Below are 18,729 nucleotides of genomic sequence, written 5' to 3'. Positions count from 1 at the left end.
TTGCAATGATAAATTATCTAAACCTATCTCACAAGATTTGAGTGAGATCGTCATTGGAATTTGACATGAACATGATGGATACCGACCCAAATATGGACACAGCAAAACCTCATTTCGGATATATCACTGAATTTAAAGAAAAAAGTGAAATAGAAGAACAGATTAATACTGCATGGCGTCGTCCTGAACCTGAAGCTGTAGAAACGCTATTTAAAGCGGCGGCTATTTCAGATGAACTTGACCATAAAATTTACGAGTTGGCGTTCGATTTGGCCAATGCTTTACGTGAACGCAAGACCACCTCAGGCAAAGCAGGTATCGTTCAAGGTTTATTACAAGAATTCTCGCTTTCTTCTCAGGAAGGCATCGCCCTCATGTGTTTGGCTGAAGCTTTGTTACGCATTCCTGATGCCGCAACACGCGACTTACTCATTCGTGACAAAATCAATCAAGGCAACTGGAAAGACCATGTTGGTCAAAGCAGCCTGATGTTTGTCAATGCCGCAGCGTGGGGTTTAATGCTCACAGGCAAACTCATGGAAACGCCGAAACAAGGGAGCTTGTCTGGTTTACTCACCTCAATTCTTGCGCGTAGTGGTCGTGGTGTGATCCGTAAAGCTGTGGACGTTGCCATGCGGATGATGGGCGAACAGTTTGTCACAGGTGAAACTATCGAAGAAGCCTTATCTAATGCCAAATCGCTTGAAGATAAAGGTTTTCGTTATTCATACGATATGTTGGGTGAAGCAGCCCTCACCGACCGTGATGCTGAGCGTTATTTTAACGATTATACGCAGGCGATTCATGCGATTGGACGCGCATCCAATGGCAAAGGCGTTTACGATGGCCCGGGTATTTCGATCAAACTCTCAGCATTGCATCCGCGTTACCAGCGTTCACAAATTGCACGTGTACATGATGAGCTTTATGGCAAAGTGTTTAAGTTGGCACAGCTTGCAAAAAAATATGATATCGGTTTAAACATTGATGCCGAAGAAGCAGATCGTCTGGAAATTTCACTGGAATTATTAGAGCGTCTTTGCTTTGAACCAGAACTCACAAACTGGAAAGGCATTGGCTTTGTGATTCAGGCTTATCAAAAACGTTGCTTCTACGTGGTCGATTATGTGGTTGATCTAGCCAAACGTAGCCAAAAACGTTTAATGATTCGTTTGGTCAAAGGTGCCTATTGGGATAGCGAAATCAAGAAAGCCCAAATCGATGGAATGGATGACTACCCTGTCTTTACCCGTAAAGTCCATACTGATTTGTCTTATATTGCTTGTGCCAAAAAACTTTTGGCGGCACCTGAACAGATTTACCCACAGTTTGCGACTCACAATGCGCAATCGCTTGCGACCATTTATCAATTGGCAGATCCATCAAAATACTATGTGGGTCAATACGAATTTCAGTGCTTACACGGTATGGGCGAACCCCTATACGAACAAGTGGTTGGTTCTCGGAGTGACAATAAACTCGGTATTCCATGTCGCATCTATGCACCTGTAGGCAATCATGAAACTTTGCTTGCATATTTGGTTCGTCGTTTATTGGAAAATGGTGCAAATACTTCATTCGTGAATCGTATTGCTGATCAAAACTTAAAGATTGAAGATTTGATTCAATCGCCATTTAAAGAAATTCAAAACATTGCTGCACGTGAAGGTCAAGTCGGTTTAAAACATCCTGCTATTCCATTACCGCTTAATATGTATGGAAATTCTCGTCAAAACTCGAAAGGTTTCGATCTTGCCAATGATGCAACTTTGGCAGCGTTAAATGAAACTGCACAGCAGCTTGAAAATAAAGTCTGGGAAAGCAAAGCCTTACTTGCTCAATCTGTTGATCAGGTCGAGGTCAGCCAACAAGCGTTGCTGAATCCAGCCATTCATGCAGATATTGTGGGCTATGTTCAGGAAGCAACGCTTGAGCATGTCGAAGTTGCATTAAATTCATCGATCCAAGCGCAACAACGCTGGGCAAATACTGAAAAAAGTCAACGTGCAATCGCGCTTAAAAAAGCGGCGGATGTGATGGAATCACAGATGCAATCGCTGATGGTTCTACTGTGCCGTGAAGCAGGTAAAACCTATGCCAATGCCATTGCAGAAGTCCGTGAAGCGGTCGATTTTCTACGTTATTACGCCACGCAGATTGAAAGCTTCAATCCAACCACTCAGATGCAGCCTTTGGGTACAGTGCTGTGTATTAGTCCGTGGAACTTCCCACTGGCAATTTTTACAGGTCAAATCGCAGCAGCCTTAGCCTCAGGCAACTGTGTGATTGCCAAGCCTGCGGAGCAAACTCCACTGATTGCGGCACAAGCGGTGCAAATGCTACATGAAGCAGGTATACCGACGGATGTATTACAGCTATTGCCCGGTCGTGGTGAAACTGTAGGTGCCAAACTGAGTGCTGATGATCGAATTCAAGGCATCATGTTTACCGGTTCAACCGAAGTAGCCAAGATTTTGCAAAAAACTGTCGCTAAACGCCTAACACCAACAGGTCAACCTATTCCGCTGATTGCGGAAACTGGCGGTCAAAATGCCATGATTGTTGATTCATCAGCATTGACTGAACAAGTAGTCATTGATGTAGTCAACTCAGCTTTTGACAGCGCAGGTCAACGTTGCTCTGCCCTACGTATTTTATGTGTACAAGAGGACAATGCCAAAACGCTGGTCACCATGCTCAAAGGTGCGATGCAACAATTGATCATGGGCAATCCATTTATCTTAAAAACAGATATTGGCCCTGTGATTGATTTAGAAGCAAAACAAACCATTGATCAGCATATCCAAAAAATGCGCAGCAAAGGCTATCCTGTACATCAGCTAATCTTAAATAATGACGCAACCCAACAAGTCGAATTCAATCAGGGAACTTTTGTTGCACCGACATTGATTGAACTTCCAAATCTTGATGATCTTGAGCGTGAAGTATTTGGCCCAGTTTTGCATGTGATTACTTATAAACACGGCGAAGTACAACAGCTTCTTGAACGTATTAATGCCAAAGGTTATGGCTTAACTATGGGCTTGCATACTCGTATCGATGAAACGATCAATACGGTGGTGCAACATGCAGAAGTGGGTAATTTATATATCAACCGCAACATCGTAGGCGCTGTGGTCGGTGTGCAACCTTTTGGTGGTGAAGGTTTATCAGGTACAGGTCCTAAAGCGGGTGGCCCACTTTATCTCTATCGTTTAATGGCCGATTGTTCTGAAAAAGCTTTACAAATTCCATTTGGCGTAAAGACAGAGAAAATCTCTGAACCATTGCCGCAGTTGGCGTTATTCCGTGAATTTTTTGCATGGGTGACACAACAGTATCCAGAGCAAAAGTTTCCAAATGTCGTGCCGATGAATGTGGGTCATGCTTTTGACTTACAAGGCCCTACGGGAGAAACCAATCGTTATATGATGTTACCGCGAAAACGCGTGTTGGCACTTGCGCAAAATGAACTGGATTTGATTCATCAAATGTTAGCGATTCTTGCAGTCAACAGTCAGGTTGCTTTATTGGAAAATCATCCATTCTTGCAAAGATTTGGACAACAGTTACCTAAAGCAGTGCGTCAGTCGATGATTGAAATTGGTCATGTCGAGCATGGGGATTTTGATGCAGTGCTTCATCATGGTTCGATTGAGGAATTGCAGACATTACAAACGCAAATTGCCAATCGTAAAGGTGCAATTGTAGGCATTACTCATCTGCAACATTCAGAGCAAGTCATTCCGCTTGAACGTCTTGTGATTGAACACGCCATCAGTGTCAATACTGCTGCCGCAGGCGGTAATGCCAGTTTGATGACCATGTCTGAATAAATGTGTCTGAGTAACTGCATCGAAATAACTGCGTCTGAATAAATCAGACCTGTATCATCAATTACGATTAAATGCCCTAAATGTTTAACATTTGGGGCGTTTCTATTTTAGAAAAATATAAACCTGTAAGCTAAAACAAATGCTAAGATTTGCAACACACCATTTTGTGGCATAAAATGGCTTTAATTTTCATATTTTAACGAAGGTCGCTTATGTCTGTACTTATCAAAAAAAGAATCCAGTACACAGTTGATCAAGCCATTTCTGAGTCAGCTGAATATATTATGTCAAAAGTTGGGCTTACTCCTGCAACTGTATTGAGTATGGTGTATGCAGAAATCGCACGTACAGGAAAAATACCTGTCAGCACGCAAGTCAGTGAGGATGATTTAAATACCGCAAAGTTGATCGCACTTAGCCATAATATTCCAAGTGTAAAAGTTTCAGATACTCAATCGACCAACGATTTTTTAGAAGATGATGGCGGATATTAATGTCAAAAGCACTTTATTGGGCTTATGTTGGCTTTACTGATCTAGCCGATGGCAAAACTCGCCCTATTTTATATATTCGTCAAACAAATTCGGACTATATTGTTTTTCGTCTGAGTAGCCAGTACCAAAACAAATCTGATTTCATCAAAAGTAAATATGTTGAAATTAAAGACTGGCAACTCGCTGGATTAACCAAACCATCGTGGATTGATACAGTACAAACTTATCAACTTCCAATTCATACAACAAAATTAACCTATATCGGCCAACTTTCTGCACATGATTATCAACGATTAATTCAACATCTGACAGACACTTAATAATATCCATCGCTGAACTATACCTAAGTTTTCTCGCGGTTCATCGGTTTTTTTGCTAGTATTTGCGCTTTGACTCATCTTGTTATTTTTCCTATTTATGTCGCAAACTTACCAGCAACAGCTTCAAAGTAAAATTAAACGGATCACGCAGCAATTTGCAGAATTTAATGCGCCTGAACTTGAAGTATTTGAATCTCCTGAGCAATATTTTCGGATGCGTGCAGAATTTCGGATCTGGCATACCGAGGATGATCTTTTCTATGCCATGTTTGAACGCGGTGAAGATGGTAAACAAAAAGAAGTCGTGCGGGTAGATGAATTTCCAATTGCAGATAAAAGCATCAATGAACTCATGCCTAAATTATTACAGGAATTAAAAGCCAATCCTGTTTTATCACAACGGATTTTTGAAGCTGATTTCTTAGCCACCTTAAGCGGTGAAATGCTGGTAACCCTGATTTACCACCGCAAGTTAGATGACCAATGGGAAACTGCGGCGAAATCACTCGCTGAAAAACTCAATATTAAAATTATGGGTCGTAGCCGCGGTCAAAAAGTCATCATTGGCGAAGACTATGTGGTTGAACAACTCAATGTGCATGGTCGTACGTTTAAATACAAACAAATCGAAAGCAGCTTTACCCAACCCAATGCACAAGTTTGCCAAAAAATGTTGAGCTGGGCATGTGACGTCGTCAAAGGCTCAAATCAGGATTTACTAGAACTATATTGTGGTAATGGCAATTTCACCCTGCCATTGTCCTTACATTTTCGCCGAGTGTTGGCAACAGAACTGGCTAAAAGTTCAGTCTATGCCGCACAGTGGAATATTGAGCAAAATCAGATTGAGAATATTCAGATTGCACGACTCTCTGCCGAAGAATTTACACAGGCTTATCAAGGCGAACGTGAATTTAGACGTTTACTAGAAGCCAATATCGATATTCAAAGCTACGAGTTTGATACGATATTTGTTGATCCACCACGTGCAGGCATTGACAATGAAACCCTGAAACTTTTGACAGGTTTTAAGCGTATTCTCTATATTTCATGTAACCCTGATACGCTGTATGACAATTTAAAAACTTTAAGTAAAACGCACCGTATCACTCGCTTTGCTTTGTTTGATCAGTTTCCATTTACTCATCATGTCGAATCAGGTGTATTGCTCGAATTAATTTAAACAAATTATTGCAATGTAATTTTTAGAATAAAGGGTTTTTAGATAACCCTTTATTCTTTATACATATTTAAATATAAAAATATGATATAAAACAAAGATCAAGCCCCTCGTACTGTCATAATTTCGTTAAATCCAAGTGTTATCATCGGAAAATTTAGAGTTTATTTGCTGCTTTTATCACTTTAGTTGACTTGTATTTTATTTTATTTTGGCTATATTTCGAGCTATGTTAAGTTGAATGTGAAGGCTCTATGAGTTTTTGGCAAAAGCTGTTTTCAGCAGATGAAATCAATAACGAGCATAAGAACCAGATTGCTTGTGTTGAAAATGATTGTTCATGTAAAACCAACGAGCAGTTAGTCTCTGCGTTAGCAAAAGCGACCGATGAAGATATCATCAAAGGGATTAAGAAAGTACTGGTATCTCGTGGTTATAGCCGCAAAGAGTTGAACGAGATTAACCATCATCCCGTACAGTAAAATGAAACCGCCCATTGGCGGTTTTTTTATGATCTGCAAACTTTAGAATTAATTAACCCAATCATCGGCCCCAAACTATATCGACGATCTTCTCGGTAAATTTTAGGAAGATATAAACTTGAGATTGAACCATCCAAATACAGCGCATTGTCTATCTTTAATTGTTCTTTAAAAAACTGGGCAAACTGATAAAAATTAACGCGATTGCGTGTGATCACAAAATACAATGTATTATCTTTGATCCCTACACCATTTCTAATTTTTAACGAATCAGAATCAGCTAAAAACTTTGGATTGATTTTTCCATCAATGATCAACATTGGCCCAGATTGGGTGGCATAATTAGCTTTAAAGCGACTTGTTTTAAAATCTTGTGTGGTTTCAATCACAGCCTGCTGATCATTCCACGCCACGACACCATTGGGCTGCATAAAGAAATTTCCAAAACCTTGTTGCTCATTCAATGCTGTAAGTTGTTTCCGATTTTCAATATACAACCCAACAGGCGCATAATCTGGATGATACATGCCTGCATTCATCGCAAATTCTAAGCGCTGACAAGAATGAAGTTGTTTTTTAATATTTTCAAATTTGAGTAAAGGCTGCTGCGATGGGTCATTTAAAAATAATTGAAGATCGGATAGTTTTTTGACTTGGATGACATCGGCATCTACGCCAGCTTGAGTAAGCTGAACTCTCTGATAATCAAACCGTTCACTGGCGTAATTTGATTGAGTAAACAAGGTCGATAAAACCGGTAAAACAACCACAGATTTTAAAACGCTTCTCCACTTCGACATTTTACTACTCTTTTATGGCTGAATCATTTGAGCACGATACCAAGTAAAATAGGCTCAAAGTAAGTTTTTTTGCACTTTTATAGAACACTTTCACACTATAATGGTTATAATCAGCTCTGTATCATCGCAATACAATACAGTGATTTACTTTATTGGATCTGGTGAATATGCAGCATTCGGTCAAACGGTTTCCAATAGGTTCTCATCTTATTGTGAAACATCTAGGTTATAGCCACCACGGAATTTACGCAGGTCGTGGACGTGTCATCCATTATTCAGGATTGGCGCATCTTTTTAAAAAGAAACCGATTGAGATCACCACGCTCGAACAGTTTTCTCACGGAAAAAAAATCCATGTCCGTTATTACCATCATCCAAAATATAAAGGACGTGTCGTGGTACGGCGTATGCGTTCGCGTATGCACGAAAATTATTATCACTTGATCATTAATAACTGCGAACATTTATGTAGTTGGGCAATTACGGGCATTGAAAGCAGTCCTCAAGTAGTGAAAATGATGAATCGACTCACCACATTGGGCTATATCAGTTCAATGATGAGTTATATGAATAGTTTTTACCTGACCATTGCCACCACATGCTCTGCTCTGGTTTTATACATCAAGAAAAAATTGCGCGATAAAGCGAAAATGCAAATGCCCACTTATTTGTTTTATAAACAAGATCATAAAGAATAAATGATCAATACTGATATTAGGTTTTGATCATAATTGTTGATATTCGGGCGATACCATAAAAAGCCAATTGAACCAAAATCGCTATAAAAACACCCACTGCAACCACTTGCCAAAAATCAAAAGATGCCCAGCCAGCAGCTAAAACGATAAAGAAGACTGTTAACGAATATAACCCCCTCACTGTTCCATGATAAAGCATGGTAACGGCTCCACTTCCCTGCATGATATGCGTAAAAATAGCCATGACGGAGCCAATAATGGGAAATACCGCAAGTAATCCACTCCATTGACTACTGAGAACATAAGCCAATGCCGTAACCACTAGGGTAAATAGACCACCAGCCAACATTCTTAAAGGTAAATCATTAAACTGACGTGCAGGGACAACAATAGTGCTCAATGCAGGTAAAAGAAATGGAGTAAGCATTAACCCCAGTATCGCCACCAAACTCACCACATAGAGATTCTGTGGTAAAAAAGTCAGTAAAGTCGCTGTAATTATCCATACAAGGATACCTCCCAGAAACGAGACACTCCAGTGACAAGATCGACTGAGCCAACAATAGGCAATACCAAAACTTAGTAAAGACACAACACCTGAAATACCCGCTATCGCTGCATTTAAACCGAATCCCATCCCTTGATCAATTGCCATGAGTACCACGATTGGCCCTGCAACCACAGGCATCCCACTTAATATACCAGCGACTTTAGTTCCCCAGCGCCGCCCCGCTAGACTCACCAAAAGAATAAAAAAAGGAACAATCAGTAATTTTGCAATAAACATTGGATAACCATAAAAAAGCCTCTACATGTAGAGGCTTGATTGAACTGTAAAAATAAATATTACTTTTCACGATCTAGCACTAACAACATCATAAATCATGAAAAACTAGCGTTCATCTACTTGAGGTCTGACGAAAAATAAGGCATTGCCTTATTTTTTCTCAGCTTTAAAGCTATCTTTAAGATCTAAGATACGGTTAAACACAGGTTTTGCTGAAGTATGATCATATTGATCTGCCACAAAATAACCTTCGCGCTCAAACTGGAAACGATCTTCAGGTTTTGCTTGAGCCAGTGCAGGTTCAATATAAGCCTGTACTACGTTTAAAGATTCAGGGTTTAGATGTGCCAAAAAGTCATCATCTGCATCTGGAGCCGCTTCTGTAAATAAACGCTCATAAATACGGACTTCAGCAGGAACACCTTTAGTTGCAGAAACCCAATGAATCACACCTTTCACCTTACGGCCTTCTGGATTTTTACCTAAAGTTTCTGGATCAATTGAACATTTCAACTCAATCACTTCACCATTGGCATCCTTAATCACTTCATCACATTTAATGACATAGGCATGGCGTAAACGCACTTCTCCGTCAGGAACCAAACGCTTAAAGCCTTTTGGCGGCACTTCTTCAAAATCCTTACGGTCAATATAGATTTCGCGTGTCAAAGGAATCACACGTTCACCCATGTCTACATTTGGATGACGCGCATGTTTTAAATCCAGTTCTTCTGGTAAATTGGTCAAGGTGACTTTAAGTGGATTCAGTACAGCCATACCACGCGCTGCGGTATTTTCCAAAGACTGGCGAATACAGAACTCAAGCATGGCAACATCGACAATACCATCAGTTTTAGACACCCCAACACGGCGACTAAAATCACGCAGCCCTTCTGGTGTAAAGCCACGACGACGCATTCCGACCACAGTTGGCATACGTGGATCATTCCAACCATTGACATAACCACCTTCAACTAAACGGCGTAATTTACGCTTAGAGGTGATGGTGTAATCAATATTTAAACGAGAAGATTCGTATTGACGTGGCACAGCTTGAGAGTGCACTTTTTCAATGATCCAGTCATAAAACGGACGGTGATCCTGAAACTCTAATGTACACAGCGAATGTGTGACTCCTTCAATTGCATCCGACAATGGATGCGCATAATCATACATCGGGTACATTTTCCATTTATCACCCGTTTGGTGATGTTCAGAATGCAAGACACGATACAAAATCGGATCGCGCATATGTACATTGGTACTTGTCATATCAATCTTGGCGCGAAGAACAGCTTCACCTTCTTTAAACTCACCATTACGCATTTTTTCAAAACGCGCAAGGTTTTCAGCAATGCTTGTATCGCGATACGGCGAGTTTTTGCCAAGTTCAACAAAATTGCCACGATTCAGCTTAATTTCTTCAGGACTTTGCAAATCGACATAAGCATCGCCTTGTTCAATCAATTGAACTGCCCACGCATAGAGTTGATCAAAATATCCCGACGCATAGCGTGGCTCGCCTTGCCATTCGAAGCCAAGCCATTTCACATCATTTTCAATACCATCGACATATTCTTGTTCTTCTGCATCTGGGTTGGTATCGTCAAAACGCAGGTTACAATACCCGTCAAATTCTTCTGCAACCCCAAAGTTTAAACAAATCGCTTTGACGTGACCAATATGCAAATAACCATTTGGCTCTGGCGGGAAACGAGTCACCACTGTTTTAGTTTTGCCACTGGCTAAATCATCAGTAATCACCTGACGTACAAAATCTAAGCCCGCCTGTTGTTCTTGCTGCGCAGAATCGACAGATGCATGAGTATTCGATGTCGGAGAATTGGGCACAGTTGAAACAACATCATTTGGCTTCATATAAATATTTCACTTCTTTACAGTTAAAATTTGACTGAATGAAACGCAATCTTTGTTTTTTAACAAAGAAATTTACGTTTTTTACTTGCTATGTAGTTTACAGTTTGCTTATGCTTCTCTCAACCAAAAAACCCATGGCTTTCATGTCCATGATTAGGAGATTATGTAATGAGTTTTCCTCAAGTCGAATTAAACACCAACAAAGGTCGTATTGTTCTTGAGCTTAACACTGAAAAAGCGCCTAAAACAGTTGCTAACTTCTTGGAATATGTTCGTGATGGTTTCTATGATGGTGTAATTTTCCATCGTGTAATTGATGGTTTTATGATCCAAGGCGGCGGCATGGATGAAAACTTCAAAGAAAAAGCCACTCGTGACTCAATTGAAAACGAAGCGGATAACGGTCTAAGCAATGACGAAGGTACTATTGCGATGGCGCGTACTCAAGCACCTCACTCTGCATCTGCTCAATTCTTCATTAATGTGAAAAACAACTCATTCCTTAACCATACTGGCAAAACAGCTCAAGGTTGGGGTTATGCTGTGTTTGGTAAAGTTGTTGAAGGAATGGATGTGGTAAGCGACATTAAAAATGTTCGTACAGGTAACCGTGGCTATCACGCTGATGTTCCTTTAGAAAATGTTGTGATTGAATCTGCTAAAATTATTTCTGAATAATTTTAAACGGCATCTTTTGTGACTTATCTGTTTATCTCAGATTTACATTTGTCACCTGAACACCCTCGATTGATTCGGGGGTTTTTAGATTTGTTACGCCATTATCAGAATAAAAATACCCAACTCTATATTTTAGGTGATTGGTTTAATGCATGGATTGGCGATGACTATACTGCCCCATGGTTAGATGAAATTATTGATGCATTAAAAAAATTTGATGATTTAGGTAATCAAATTTATTTCCAAGTAGGCAATCGTGATTTTGCCTTAGGTCAGGATTTTTTAAAGCAATTTCATGGAATTTTACTTCCAGATATTTACACGCTTGAAATTGCAGGTCAGCAGTATCGGCTCGAACACGGTGATGCTTTATGTACTGATGACGTAGCCTATCAACGATTTAAAAAGATTATTCGCAATCCTTATCTGGTCGCTTTTTTAAAGAAAACGCCACTCAGTTTTAGACAAAAACTCGCCAATGGCTTTCGCAAAAAAAGTCGAGAAAATAAGCAACAAAAATCTTATGAAATCATGGATGTGAATGATCAGGCGGTTATCGAAGCTTTAGAAAATATTAATTATCTAATTCATGGACATACGCATCGTCCTGAAATTCATCCAGTAGAAAACAAACTTAGAATTGTTTTAGGCGACTGGCGCGAACAAACCAGTGAAGCCATGATTTTAGAAGTCGATGAGTACGGACAACCACACTTTATCAAATGGCAAATCGCTTAAGTTTTATTCATTCTTTTTTGTTCCGTTGATTTTTATTGAAAAATATTTCATCTGTTTAAATTTCGATTTATGATCATCAGCTATGTATATCCCTTACAAATTAGGTGAATGATCATGAACTTATTAGATACCGCAAAAAGTCGCTATACCACCAAAGCTTATGATCCATCAAAAAAAATACCGAGCGAACAGTTTGAGCGTTTATTGGAAGTTCTACGCCTAACCCCATCTTCAGTCAATATTCAACCTTGGCATTTTTTAATTGCTGAAAGTACAGAAGCGAAGCAACGCGTAGCTAAAGCCTTGACTGGACGCTATGCCTACAATGCTCCAAAAGTTTTGGATTCATCCCATACGATTGTATTTTGTACCCTTATTGATGCAACACCTGAACATTTAGAACAACTGCTTGAACAGGATGATCTCAACGGTCGTTTTAAGGATGAAAAAGCCAAACAAGGTCAACGTGAAACACGTGCAGGTTATGTCGATTTTTATCGTAACGAACAAAAAAATCTGTTTGGTTGGATGGAAAATCAAACTTTTATTGCCCTCGGCCAGTTACTCCTCGCAGCGGGACTCGAAGGCATCGACGCGACACCAATGGGTGGTTTTGATGAAGATGTGCTAAATGAAGAGTTTGGCTTAACAGAAAAAGGCTTTCGTGCTTCAGTGGTTGTTGCCTTAGGTTATCGAAGTGAAACTGACTTTAATGCCAAATTACCAAAATCGCGTTTAAGTGATGAAGTCATTTTTACTCAGCTTTAATATTTTATAACTCCGTCATCATTGGCTTCATAAATGCTGATGATGACATTTAATAAATGTATAATAATGAAATATCATCTTGAAATTATTAAATAATCATCCCAATTCTACTTTTAGTTTTTCTGTTCATTTATTTTACTTCAGTCAACTCTCCATATACACTACAAAATATTGGATTTTTTTTGATGGGTACAATGATTGTTTACTTCATTTATTGTATTATCGGCGCACCGATTGCTTTTTTGATTTCCGTTATTTTAAATCATTATTATTTTTTGAACTTATTGACGATTTTAATCAGTGTTTTCATTGTGGCTACGCCCTTTTATTTATCAACTTCTTGCATGCAGCGAGCATTCCAGATCCGTGGTGGAAAATGTATAGTCTCTTTTCCACCATTTTACTGACTAGTAGACTTCTTTCATAATTGTTTGTACCCTCTTTATTTTTCTCCCATAGGGAGAAATAAAAAGAGCTTATGAAAAAAGTCTATTGTTCCTGCACTTTTCTACTGCATTTGTTTAAAATGGTTTGCAAGAAAAATATGAGATTATTACATTGCTTGCGCTAAACAAACCACACCAGTAATTCCTAAAACCAAACCTAGCACAGTCATCCAGTTGCTTTTCTCTCTAAATAGAATCAAACCACTTACAATACCAAATACCACGACTAAAATATTCATGCCAGCAAAAACAATCGCAGGAGAATCTTTCAACAACATATGTGCTTTAACGTATAGCGCAATATTACTGAAGTTTAAAACACCTAAGACTAAACCAGCCATCATATTCTTGGTCAGCCATGGCTGTTTTAAGATAAAACCCACATAAATACATGAAAATATAAATGATATAATAAAAATCAAATTTAACGTGACTGAAAACTGTAGACCTAAACTACTGGTATATTTAAGCAGAATATCGACCAGCGCATAACCTAACCATACGCCGATTAAAGCCATGATCGATTTATGATAATGACTGGAATTTTGGGTTTTCCCTTTTGCCAAAATAATACTTAAAACTGCGGCTAAACCTAAACCAATACCCACAAATTTTAAGGTATTAAAATTTTCATGAAAAATAAAATATGCAGCCAATAAAGACCATACCACGGATAAACGCTGTGCCAGTTCTGTTTTTATAATTCCTGCAAATTGTAGAGATTTTGCCAAACATAAAAATATACTGGGTAAAATTAAACCTAAGATAATAATTAACCACCACGGCGTATGCTGTAAAGATAAATGACTCAGATCAGGCTTAAACCAGAAAAAGCAAAGTAGACTTGCACTGAGGTAGTTCCAGACAATTATCTGAATCGGCTCAAATCCTTTTTCTTTTAGCCATTTCAGTAAAATAGAAACAGAGACACTACATAATGCTGATAATGCAATTAATTCCATCTTGCTCTCTCGTGGTTTTATCTTTTTGTGGATAAAAGAAAAGCCCACGTATGGGCTTTTTTCAGAATCGAATCATTAAATGATCAATTATTTATAACGATCGACCATGACTTCCAAAGAAATTGGACGAATCTTATCTGCATTACCCGCTGTACCAAATGCTTCGTAACGATCGATACAAATTTGTTTCATTGCATCAACTGTTTTAGCGAAGTATTTACGTGGATCAAATTCGGCTGGATTTTCCGCCATAAAGCGACGAATTGCACCAGTCGAAGCTAAACGTAAATCGGTATCAATATTGATCTTACGTACACCGTGCTTGATCGCTTCTACAAGCTGATCAACTGGTACACCATAAGTTTCCCCGATATTACCACCGTATTCATTAATGATTTTTAACCATTCCTGAGGTACAGAGCTAGAACCATGCATCACCAAATGTGTATTTGGTAGTGCAGCATGGATTTCTTTAATACGATCAATCGCAAGAATATCGCCTGTCGGTGGACGAGTAAACTTGTATGCACCGTGTGAAGTCCCCACTGCAATTGCTAGAGCATCGACATTGGTATCTGCAACAAATTGTGTTGCTTCTTCAACAGAAGTCAAAAGCTGAGAATGATCAAGGACACCTTCCGCACCCACACCATCTTCTTCACCAGCCAAACCAGTCTCAAGACTACCTAAACAGCCGATTTCACCTTCTACGGATACACCACAAGCATGTGCCATTTGTACCACACGGCGAGTGACATCGACGTTGTAGTCATAATCCATTGGGGTTTTACCATCTGAACCCAATGAACCGTCCATCATCACCGAGCTAAAGCCCAACTGAATAGAACGTTGGCAGACATCTGGGCTTGTACCATGATCCTGATGCATCACCACTGGAATGTGTGGCCATTCTTCAACTGCTGCCAAAATAAGATGACGCAAGAATGGTGCACCTGCGTATTTACGCGCACCTGCCGAAGCTTGCACAATAACAGGTGAATTGGTTGCATCCGCGGCCAACATGATTGCGCGCATTTGTTCTAAGTTGTTTACGTTAAACGCTGGTACGCCATAGGTATGTTCTGCGGCGTGATCCAAGAGCTGGCGCAATGAAATAAGTGCCATAATATCCTCCCAGGTAGTGCGACATATTCTACCTTGTCATTTGTTTCAAATCAGCAACAAATCACAGGATTTCAAAAAAAATCCCTGCATAGGCAGGGACTTTTAACAAAAGCCTACATAACTTACTGTGCTTTGTCTTGTTTTTGTTCAACAGCGGCTGCTTCTTCTTCCGTTGCTGGTGTTGCAGCATCCGCAGGAGCATTAGCAACAGATTCAGGAATATCTGTATTTTTTTCATCCATCATAGGTTTGTCGAGTGCATCAATAGCCGCTTGTTGTTCTGGGGTGACTTTTTCTTCAACAGGTGCAGCTTGACCTTCATGCGATGCAGGTGCATCATTTTTTTTAGCACAAGCCGTTAAAGTTAAAGGGATAACAACGATTGCAGCTAAAACTAATTTCAATTTCATCATGTTTTCTCACAACTGATTACTAAGCGCGTTTAGTTTATTGCAACTATATGACAGTTATATGAATCTAAAATGAAAAAACAGGCCGATATCAATCGACCTGTTTCAAATTTATGACAGTAAATCTATATGTACTTAAGCACGTTCAAGCAAGACAGCGACTGCGGGCAAGGTTTTACCTTCAACAAATTCAAGGAAAGCGCCACCGCCTGTGGAGATATAACCAATTTTATCTGCAACTTCATACTTATCAATTGCAGCCAAGGTATCACCGCCACCTGCGATAGAGAATCCTTCAGATTCAGCAATTGCCAATGACAGTATTTTGGTTCCTTCACCAAACTGATCGACTTCAAATACGCCCACTGGGCCATTCCAAAGAATGGTTTTAGCCGTTTTTAAGATTTCAGCAAATGCTTTTGCCGTTTCAGGACCAACATCTAAAATCATGTCATTGTCTGCAATATCTTCAACCTTCTTCACAACGGCTTTTGCTTTTGCTAATGAACCGAGGAAGTCAGAAAAATCAATTTCTGCTACATCAGCGACCACCACATCCGTTGGAAGTGGAACCGATACTTTGGCTGCGATTGCTTTGGCTGTATCGATTAGATCATTTTCGCACAATGATTTGCCTACATTGAAACCAGCGGCTGCCAAGAAGGTATTGGCAATCCCACCACCGACAATCAATTGACCGCAAATATCAGAAAGCGAAGTTAAAACATCCAGTTTGGTTGAAACTTTAGAACCTGCAACAATTGCAACCATTGGCTTTTCAGGAGTTTGAAGTGCGCGACCCAAAGCATCTAATTCAGCTGCAAGTAAGGGCCCTGCCGCAGCTACTTTTGCGTAACGTGCTGCACCTTCGGTTGAGGCTTCTGCACGGTGTGCAGTACCAAATGCATCCATCACAAATACATCACAAAGCGCAGCGTATTTTTGTGCCAATTCTGCGTTGTTTTTCTTTTCGCCGTGGTTAAAACGTACATTTTCAAATAAAACCACCTGACCCGCATCGACGTCAACGCCATCTAGATAGTCTGTATGGAGTTTTACTTCTTGACCCAATGCTTTGCTTAAATATGCTGCAACGGGTGCAAGAGATTGTTCTGGTTTTGGCTCACCTTCCACTGGACGGCCTAGATGAGAGAACACCATGACCGCAGCGCCTTTTTCTAAAGCAGCCTGAATCGTTGGTAATGCAGCACGTAAACGTGCATCGCTGGTAATTTCCCCATTTTTGACAGGCACGTTTAAATCTTCACGAATAAGGACACGTTTGCCTGCTAAATCTAGGTCAGTCATGCGCTGAAAATTCATGTATTGCTCTCTTTATAGATTTAAAAACGCGCCAATTTTAAATGATTGCACTAAAAAAAGTTAGTTTTTTTGTAGAAAAGCTGTAGAAAGATAAACTTTTGATTATGATAGGTTCAGTTGTTTTTATGACGAAGGCCTATGTCTATTCATCCAGATCCAAAAATTAATCGCTTGAATGTTTTAGGCGAACCACTTGCAAGCTGTTGTTTTGATCCGATAACAGGATATTTTCGTAATGGTTTTTGCCATACTGCGGTGAGTGATCTTGGGCAACATACCGTATGTGCAGAAATGACTTCAGAGTTTTTAAGTTACTCACAAAAAGTGGGCAATGATCTGACTACGCCACTTCCAGAAGTGGATTTCCCTGGGGTGAAGCCAGGTGATTTTTGGTGTATTTGTGTGACCCGCTGGGTCGAAGCCTATCAGGCAGGTTTTGCACCGCCGATTAAGTTACAAGCATGTCATCAATCGGTTTTAAGCTATGTGCCTTTAGATGTCCTGATGGAATACGCGGTTTAATGAGTCATTCTGAACTTATATTGGCCTCTGGTAGCCAAACACGTAAAGCGCTAATGGATCGGCTAGGTGTTGTTTATCGCTGTATTTCACCAGATATTGATGAATCAGCAAAAGGCGAAACGCATGCCGATGCGCTTGCACGACGGTTGTCTTTTGAAAAGGCTAAAGTGATTGCAGAACAATATCCAGATGCGATTGTAATCGGTTCTGACCAAGTGGCCTGGCGAACCCATGCCCCACTCGATTTTATTGGTAAGCCATTAACCCCTGAAAATGCTGTTCAGCAACTTATAGCGAATTCAGGTCAAACGGTATGTTTTAGTACAGGGCTTAGTATTCAACATGCGCAAAGTGGTTTTGAAAAAACACTGGTTGAACATTATCAGGTTAAATTTCGTGAGCTTACACTGGATGAAATTCAGCGTTATGTCGCGATTGAACAGCCTTTGCAATGTGCAGGAAGTTTTCGCTGCGAAGGTTTGGGCATTAGTTTATTTGAATCCATGTCGGGAAATGATCAAACGACACTGATGGGACTACCTTTAATTCAGCTATGCTATTATTTGAGGCAATTAAATATTGTGATTCCATAACTTTAACTAAAATGGGAACGAATCATGAAAAAAATATTTTTAGCTGCGTCATTTGCTGATGTTTCATCACATTTAGCTGTCTTTTTAAATGAATCATTACAGGATAGATCTGTCGCATTTATTGCAACCGCATCTTTGGTCGAAGACTATCGTGGATACGTTGAAAATGACAGACTTGCCTTCAAAAACTTAGGTTTAAATATTAACGAACTTGATATAAGTTGTTCTACATTTGAATCAATGAAAACCATATTGTCAGAAAGTGACTACATCTTTATCTCTGGAGGCAATACATTTTATTTGTTGCAAGAGCTGAGACGTACGGGTGCAGATCAGCTTATCTCTGATTGGATTAATCGAGGAAAACCCTATATTGGAAGTTCGGCGGGTAGTATTGTTTTAGCCCCAGATATTGATTATATCCAGTTGATGGATGATATAAAAAAAGCACCACAGCTTAGTGATACACAAGGCTTGAATTTAATCGATTTCTATCCGCTTCCTCATTTCAACAATGAACCTTTTATTGAGGTTGCTCATCAAATTTACACCAACTATTTTTCACAATTAAGCATAAAACCAATAGATAACGATCAATTTATTATCGTTGACGACCAATAAATACTTTAAAAAATTGATATCTGTTTACCCGCTCAATCTTGCATCATCTTGTAACTTGATAACGATTA

General features: G+C 39.6%; 19 protein-coding genes. 12 read left to right on the top strand and 7 right to left on the bottom strand.

Annotated elements, in window-relative coordinates; all coding sequences use genetic code 11:
• Positions 1-65: 65 nt before the first annotated feature.
• The 5 genes from putA to EGS47_RS14845 all read left to right on the top strand — a co-directional run bounded on the left by putA (position 66) and on the right by EGS47_RS14845 (position 6,312).
• Positions 66-3,836: a trifunctional transcriptional regulator/proline dehydrogenase/L-glutamate gamma-semialdehyde dehydrogenase gene (gene putA, locus EGS47_RS14865; protein ID WP_119686676.1), complete on the top strand. Its 3,771-nt coding sequence runs from the start codon at positions 66-68 to the stop codon at positions 3,834-3,836.
• A 212-nt stretch (positions 3,837-4,048) separates the two neighbouring features.
• Positions 4,049-4,330, top strand: a complete 282-nt coding sequence (locus EGS47_RS14860) for a type II toxin-antitoxin system RelB/DinJ family antitoxin (protein WP_119686675.1) — start codon at positions 4,049-4,051, stop codon at positions 4,328-4,330.
• Positions 4,330-4,650: a type II toxin-antitoxin system PemK/MazF family toxin gene (locus tag EGS47_RS14855; RefSeq protein ID WP_119686674.1), complete on the top strand. Its 321-nt coding sequence runs from the start codon at positions 4,330-4,332 to the stop codon at positions 4,648-4,650. The genes EGS47_RS14860 and EGS47_RS14855 overlap by 1 nt, the downstream gene beginning before the upstream one ends.
• 97 nt (positions 4,651-4,747) lie before the next feature.
• The gene (trmA, locus tag EGS47_RS14850) at positions 4,748-5,833 is read left to right on the top strand and encodes a tRNA (uridine(54)-C5)-methyltransferase TrmA (RefSeq protein WP_119686673.1); all 1,086 of its coding nucleotides are present in this window, start codon (positions 4,748-4,750) and stop codon (positions 5,831-5,833) included.
• A 251-nt stretch (positions 5,834-6,084) separates the two neighbouring features.
• Positions 6,085-6,312, top strand: coding sequence for a hypothetical protein (locus tag EGS47_RS14845; protein WP_004924955.1), 228 nt, complete (start codon positions 6,085-6,087; stop codon positions 6,310-6,312).
• A 26-nt stretch (positions 6,313-6,338) separates the two neighbouring features.
• Here the strand turns inward: EGS47_RS14845 and EGS47_RS14840 are convergent, their stop codons facing one another.
• Positions 6,339-7,112, bottom strand: coding sequence for a phosphodiester glycosidase family protein (locus tag EGS47_RS14840; RefSeq protein ID WP_005004518.1), 774 nt, complete (start codon positions 7,110-7,112; stop codon positions 6,339-6,341).
• A 167-nt stretch (positions 7,113-7,279) separates the two neighbouring features.
• Here EGS47_RS14840 and EGS47_RS14835 point away from each other — a divergent pair, with 167 nt between their 5' ends.
• Positions 7,280-7,810, top strand: coding sequence for a lecithin retinol acyltransferase family protein (locus EGS47_RS14835; protein ID WP_005004519.1), 531 nt, complete (start codon positions 7,280-7,282; stop codon positions 7,808-7,810).
• Positions 7,811-7,826: 16 nt separating this feature from the next.
• On the opposite strand, the gene EGS47_RS14830 is transcribed toward EGS47_RS14835, so the two are convergent.
• Together EGS47_RS14830 and EGS47_RS14825 are read right to left on the bottom strand one after the other, a co-directional pair.
• Entirely contained in the window at positions 7,827-8,597 is a 771-nt protein-coding gene (locus EGS47_RS14830; RefSeq protein WP_005004522.1) for a hypothetical protein, read from the bottom strand.
• A 150-nt stretch (positions 8,598-8,747) separates the two neighbouring features.
• Positions 8,748-10,475 (bottom strand): glutamine--tRNA ligase/YqeY domain fusion protein, encoded by a 1,728-nt coding sequence (locus EGS47_RS14825; RefSeq protein WP_005004524.1) that lies wholly within the window; start codon positions 10,473-10,475, stop codon positions 8,748-8,750.
• A 168-nt stretch (positions 10,476-10,643) separates the two neighbouring features.
• Between EGS47_RS14825 and EGS47_RS14820 the strand changes: the two genes are divergently transcribed.
• The 3 genes from EGS47_RS14820 to nfsB all read left to right on the top strand — a co-directional run bounded on the left by EGS47_RS14820 (position 10,644) and on the right by nfsB (position 12,659).
• Entirely contained in the window at positions 10,644-11,153 is a 510-nt protein-coding gene (locus tag EGS47_RS14820; RefSeq protein ID WP_004987932.1) for a peptidylprolyl isomerase, read from the top strand.
• A gap of 18 nt (positions 11,154-11,171) precedes the next feature.
• Positions 11,172-11,891: a UDP-2,3-diacylglucosamine diphosphatase gene (locus tag EGS47_RS14815; protein ID WP_004987934.1), complete on the top strand. Its 720-nt coding sequence runs from the start codon at positions 11,172-11,174 to the stop codon at positions 11,889-11,891.
• A gap of 114 nt (positions 11,892-12,005) precedes the next feature.
• Positions 12,006-12,659 carry an oxygen-insensitive NAD(P)H nitroreductase gene (gene nfsB, locus EGS47_RS14810; protein WP_005004528.1) on the top strand — a complete coding sequence of 218 codons (654 nt, stop codon included), beginning with the start codon at positions 12,006-12,008 and terminating at the stop codon, positions 12,657-12,659.
• A 553-nt stretch (positions 12,660-13,212) separates the two neighbouring features.
• On the opposite strand, the gene EGS47_RS14800 is transcribed toward nfsB, so the two are convergent.
• The 4 genes from EGS47_RS14800 to EGS47_RS14785 form a co-directional block, all read right to left on the bottom strand.
• A complete protein-coding gene (locus tag EGS47_RS14800; protein WP_125269756.1) occupies positions 13,213-14,067 on the bottom strand; it encodes a DMT family transporter in 855 nt (284 codons plus the stop codon).
• An 87-nt stretch (positions 14,068-14,154) separates the two neighbouring features.
• Positions 14,155-15,192: a class II fructose-bisphosphate aldolase gene (gene fba, locus EGS47_RS14795; RefSeq protein ID WP_004987944.1), complete on the bottom strand. Its 1,038-nt coding sequence runs from the start codon at positions 15,190-15,192 to the stop codon at positions 14,155-14,157.
• Between the two features lie 122 nt (positions 15,193-15,314).
• A complete protein-coding gene (locus tag EGS47_RS14790; protein WP_051070639.1) occupies positions 15,315-15,602 on the bottom strand; it encodes a hypothetical protein in 288 nt (95 codons plus the stop codon).
• A 135-nt stretch (positions 15,603-15,737) separates the two neighbouring features.
• Positions 15,738-16,925: a phosphoglycerate kinase gene (locus EGS47_RS14785; RefSeq protein WP_005004546.1), complete on the bottom strand. Its 1,188-nt coding sequence runs from the start codon at positions 16,923-16,925 to the stop codon at positions 15,738-15,740.
• Between the two features lie 138 nt (positions 16,926-17,063).
• On the opposite strand from EGS47_RS14785, the gene EGS47_RS14780 reads away from it, so the two are divergent.
• From EGS47_RS14780 to EGS47_RS14770, 3 genes are read left to right on the top strand one after another with little or no spacing between them, the layout of a single operon-like run.
• Positions 17,064-17,447, top strand: coding sequence for a DUF2237 family protein (locus EGS47_RS14780; RefSeq protein ID WP_004987958.1), 384 nt, complete (start codon positions 17,064-17,066; stop codon positions 17,445-17,447).
• Positions 17,447-18,040, top strand: a complete 594-nt coding sequence (locus EGS47_RS14775; protein ID WP_005004549.1) for a Maf family protein — start codon at positions 17,447-17,449, stop codon at positions 18,038-18,040. The genes EGS47_RS14780 and EGS47_RS14775 overlap by 1 nt, the downstream gene beginning before the upstream one ends.
• 24 nt (positions 18,041-18,064) lie before the next feature.
• Entirely contained in the window at positions 18,065-18,661 is a 597-nt protein-coding gene (locus tag EGS47_RS14770) for a Type 1 glutamine amidotransferase-like domain-containing protein (protein ID WP_005004551.1), read from the top strand.
• The last annotated feature ends 68 nt before the right edge of the window (positions 18,662-18,729 follow it).

The sequence above is a fragment of the Acinetobacter sp. FDAARGOS_515 genome, assembly GCF_003938865.1.
Taxonomy (GTDB): Bacteria; Pseudomonadota; Gammaproteobacteria; order Pseudomonadales; family Moraxellaceae; genus Acinetobacter; species Acinetobacter ursingii.
The sequence above is the reverse complement of the archived record's forward strand: the minus strand, read 5'-3'. Positions and strand labels throughout refer to the sequence as shown.

What these genes read in the sequence shown, in the direction of transcription:
- EGS47_RS14820 (WP_004987932.1), top strand. Translation starts at nt 10,644, where the DNA reads ATGAGTTTTCCTCAAGTCGAATTAAACACCAACAAAGGTCGTATTGTT.
- EGS47_RS14780 (WP_004987958.1), top strand. Translation starts at nt 17,064, where the DNA reads ATGTCTATTCATCCAGATCCAAAAATTAATCGCTTGAATGTTTTAGGC.
- EGS47_RS14770 (WP_005004551.1), top strand. Translation starts at nt 18,065, where the DNA reads ATGAAAAAAATATTTTTAGCTGCGTCATTTGCTGATGTTTCATCACAT.
- putA (WP_119686676.1), top strand. Translation starts at nt 66, where the DNA reads ATGAACATGATGGATACCGACCCAAATATGGACACAGCAAAACCTCAT.
- EGS47_RS14845 (WP_004924955.1), top strand. Translation starts at nt 6,085, where the DNA reads ATGAGTTTTTGGCAAAAGCTGTTTTCAGCAGATGAAATCAATAACGAG.
- EGS47_RS14840 (WP_005004518.1), bottom strand. Translation starts at nt 7,112, where the DNA reads ATGTCGAAGTGGAGAAGCGTTTTAAAATCTGTGGTTGTTTTACCGGTT.
- fba (WP_004987944.1), bottom strand. Translation starts at nt 15,192, where the DNA reads ATGGCACTTATTTCATTGCGCCAGCTCTTGGATCACGCCGCAGAACAT.
- EGS47_RS14860 (WP_119686675.1), top strand. Translation starts at nt 4,049, where the DNA reads ATGTCTGTACTTATCAAAAAAAGAATCCAGTACACAGTTGATCAAGCC.
- nfsB (WP_005004528.1), top strand. Translation starts at nt 12,006, where the DNA reads ATGAACTTATTAGATACCGCAAAAAGTCGCTATACCACCAAAGCTTAT.
- EGS47_RS14800 (WP_125269756.1), bottom strand. Translation starts at nt 14,067, where the DNA reads ATGGAATTAATTGCATTATCAGCATTATGTAGTGTCTCTGTTTCTATT.
- EGS47_RS14775 (WP_005004549.1), top strand. Translation starts at nt 17,447, where the DNA reads ATGAGTCATTCTGAACTTATATTGGCCTCTGGTAGCCAAACACGTAAA.
- EGS47_RS14785 (WP_005004546.1), bottom strand. Translation starts at nt 16,925, where the DNA reads ATGAATTTTCAGCGCATGACTGACCTAGATTTAGCAGGCAAACGTGTC.
- EGS47_RS14830 (WP_005004522.1), bottom strand. Translation starts at nt 8,597, where the DNA reads ATGTTTATTGCAAAATTACTGATTGTTCCTTTTTTTATTCTTTTGGTG.
- EGS47_RS14855 (WP_119686674.1), top strand. Translation starts at nt 4,330, where the DNA reads ATGTCAAAAGCACTTTATTGGGCTTATGTTGGCTTTACTGATCTAGCC.
- trmA (WP_119686673.1), top strand. Translation starts at nt 4,748, where the DNA reads ATGTCGCAAACTTACCAGCAACAGCTTCAAAGTAAAATTAAACGGATC.
- EGS47_RS14790 (WP_051070639.1), bottom strand. Translation starts at nt 15,602, where the DNA reads ATGAAATTGAAATTAGTTTTAGCTGCAATCGTTGTTATCCCTTTAACT.
- EGS47_RS14835 (WP_005004519.1), top strand. Translation starts at nt 7,280, where the DNA reads ATGCAGCATTCGGTCAAACGGTTTCCAATAGGTTCTCATCTTATTGTG.
- EGS47_RS14825 (WP_005004524.1), bottom strand. Translation starts at nt 10,475, where the DNA reads ATGAAGCCAAATGATGTTGTTTCAACTGTGCCCAATTCTCCGACATCG.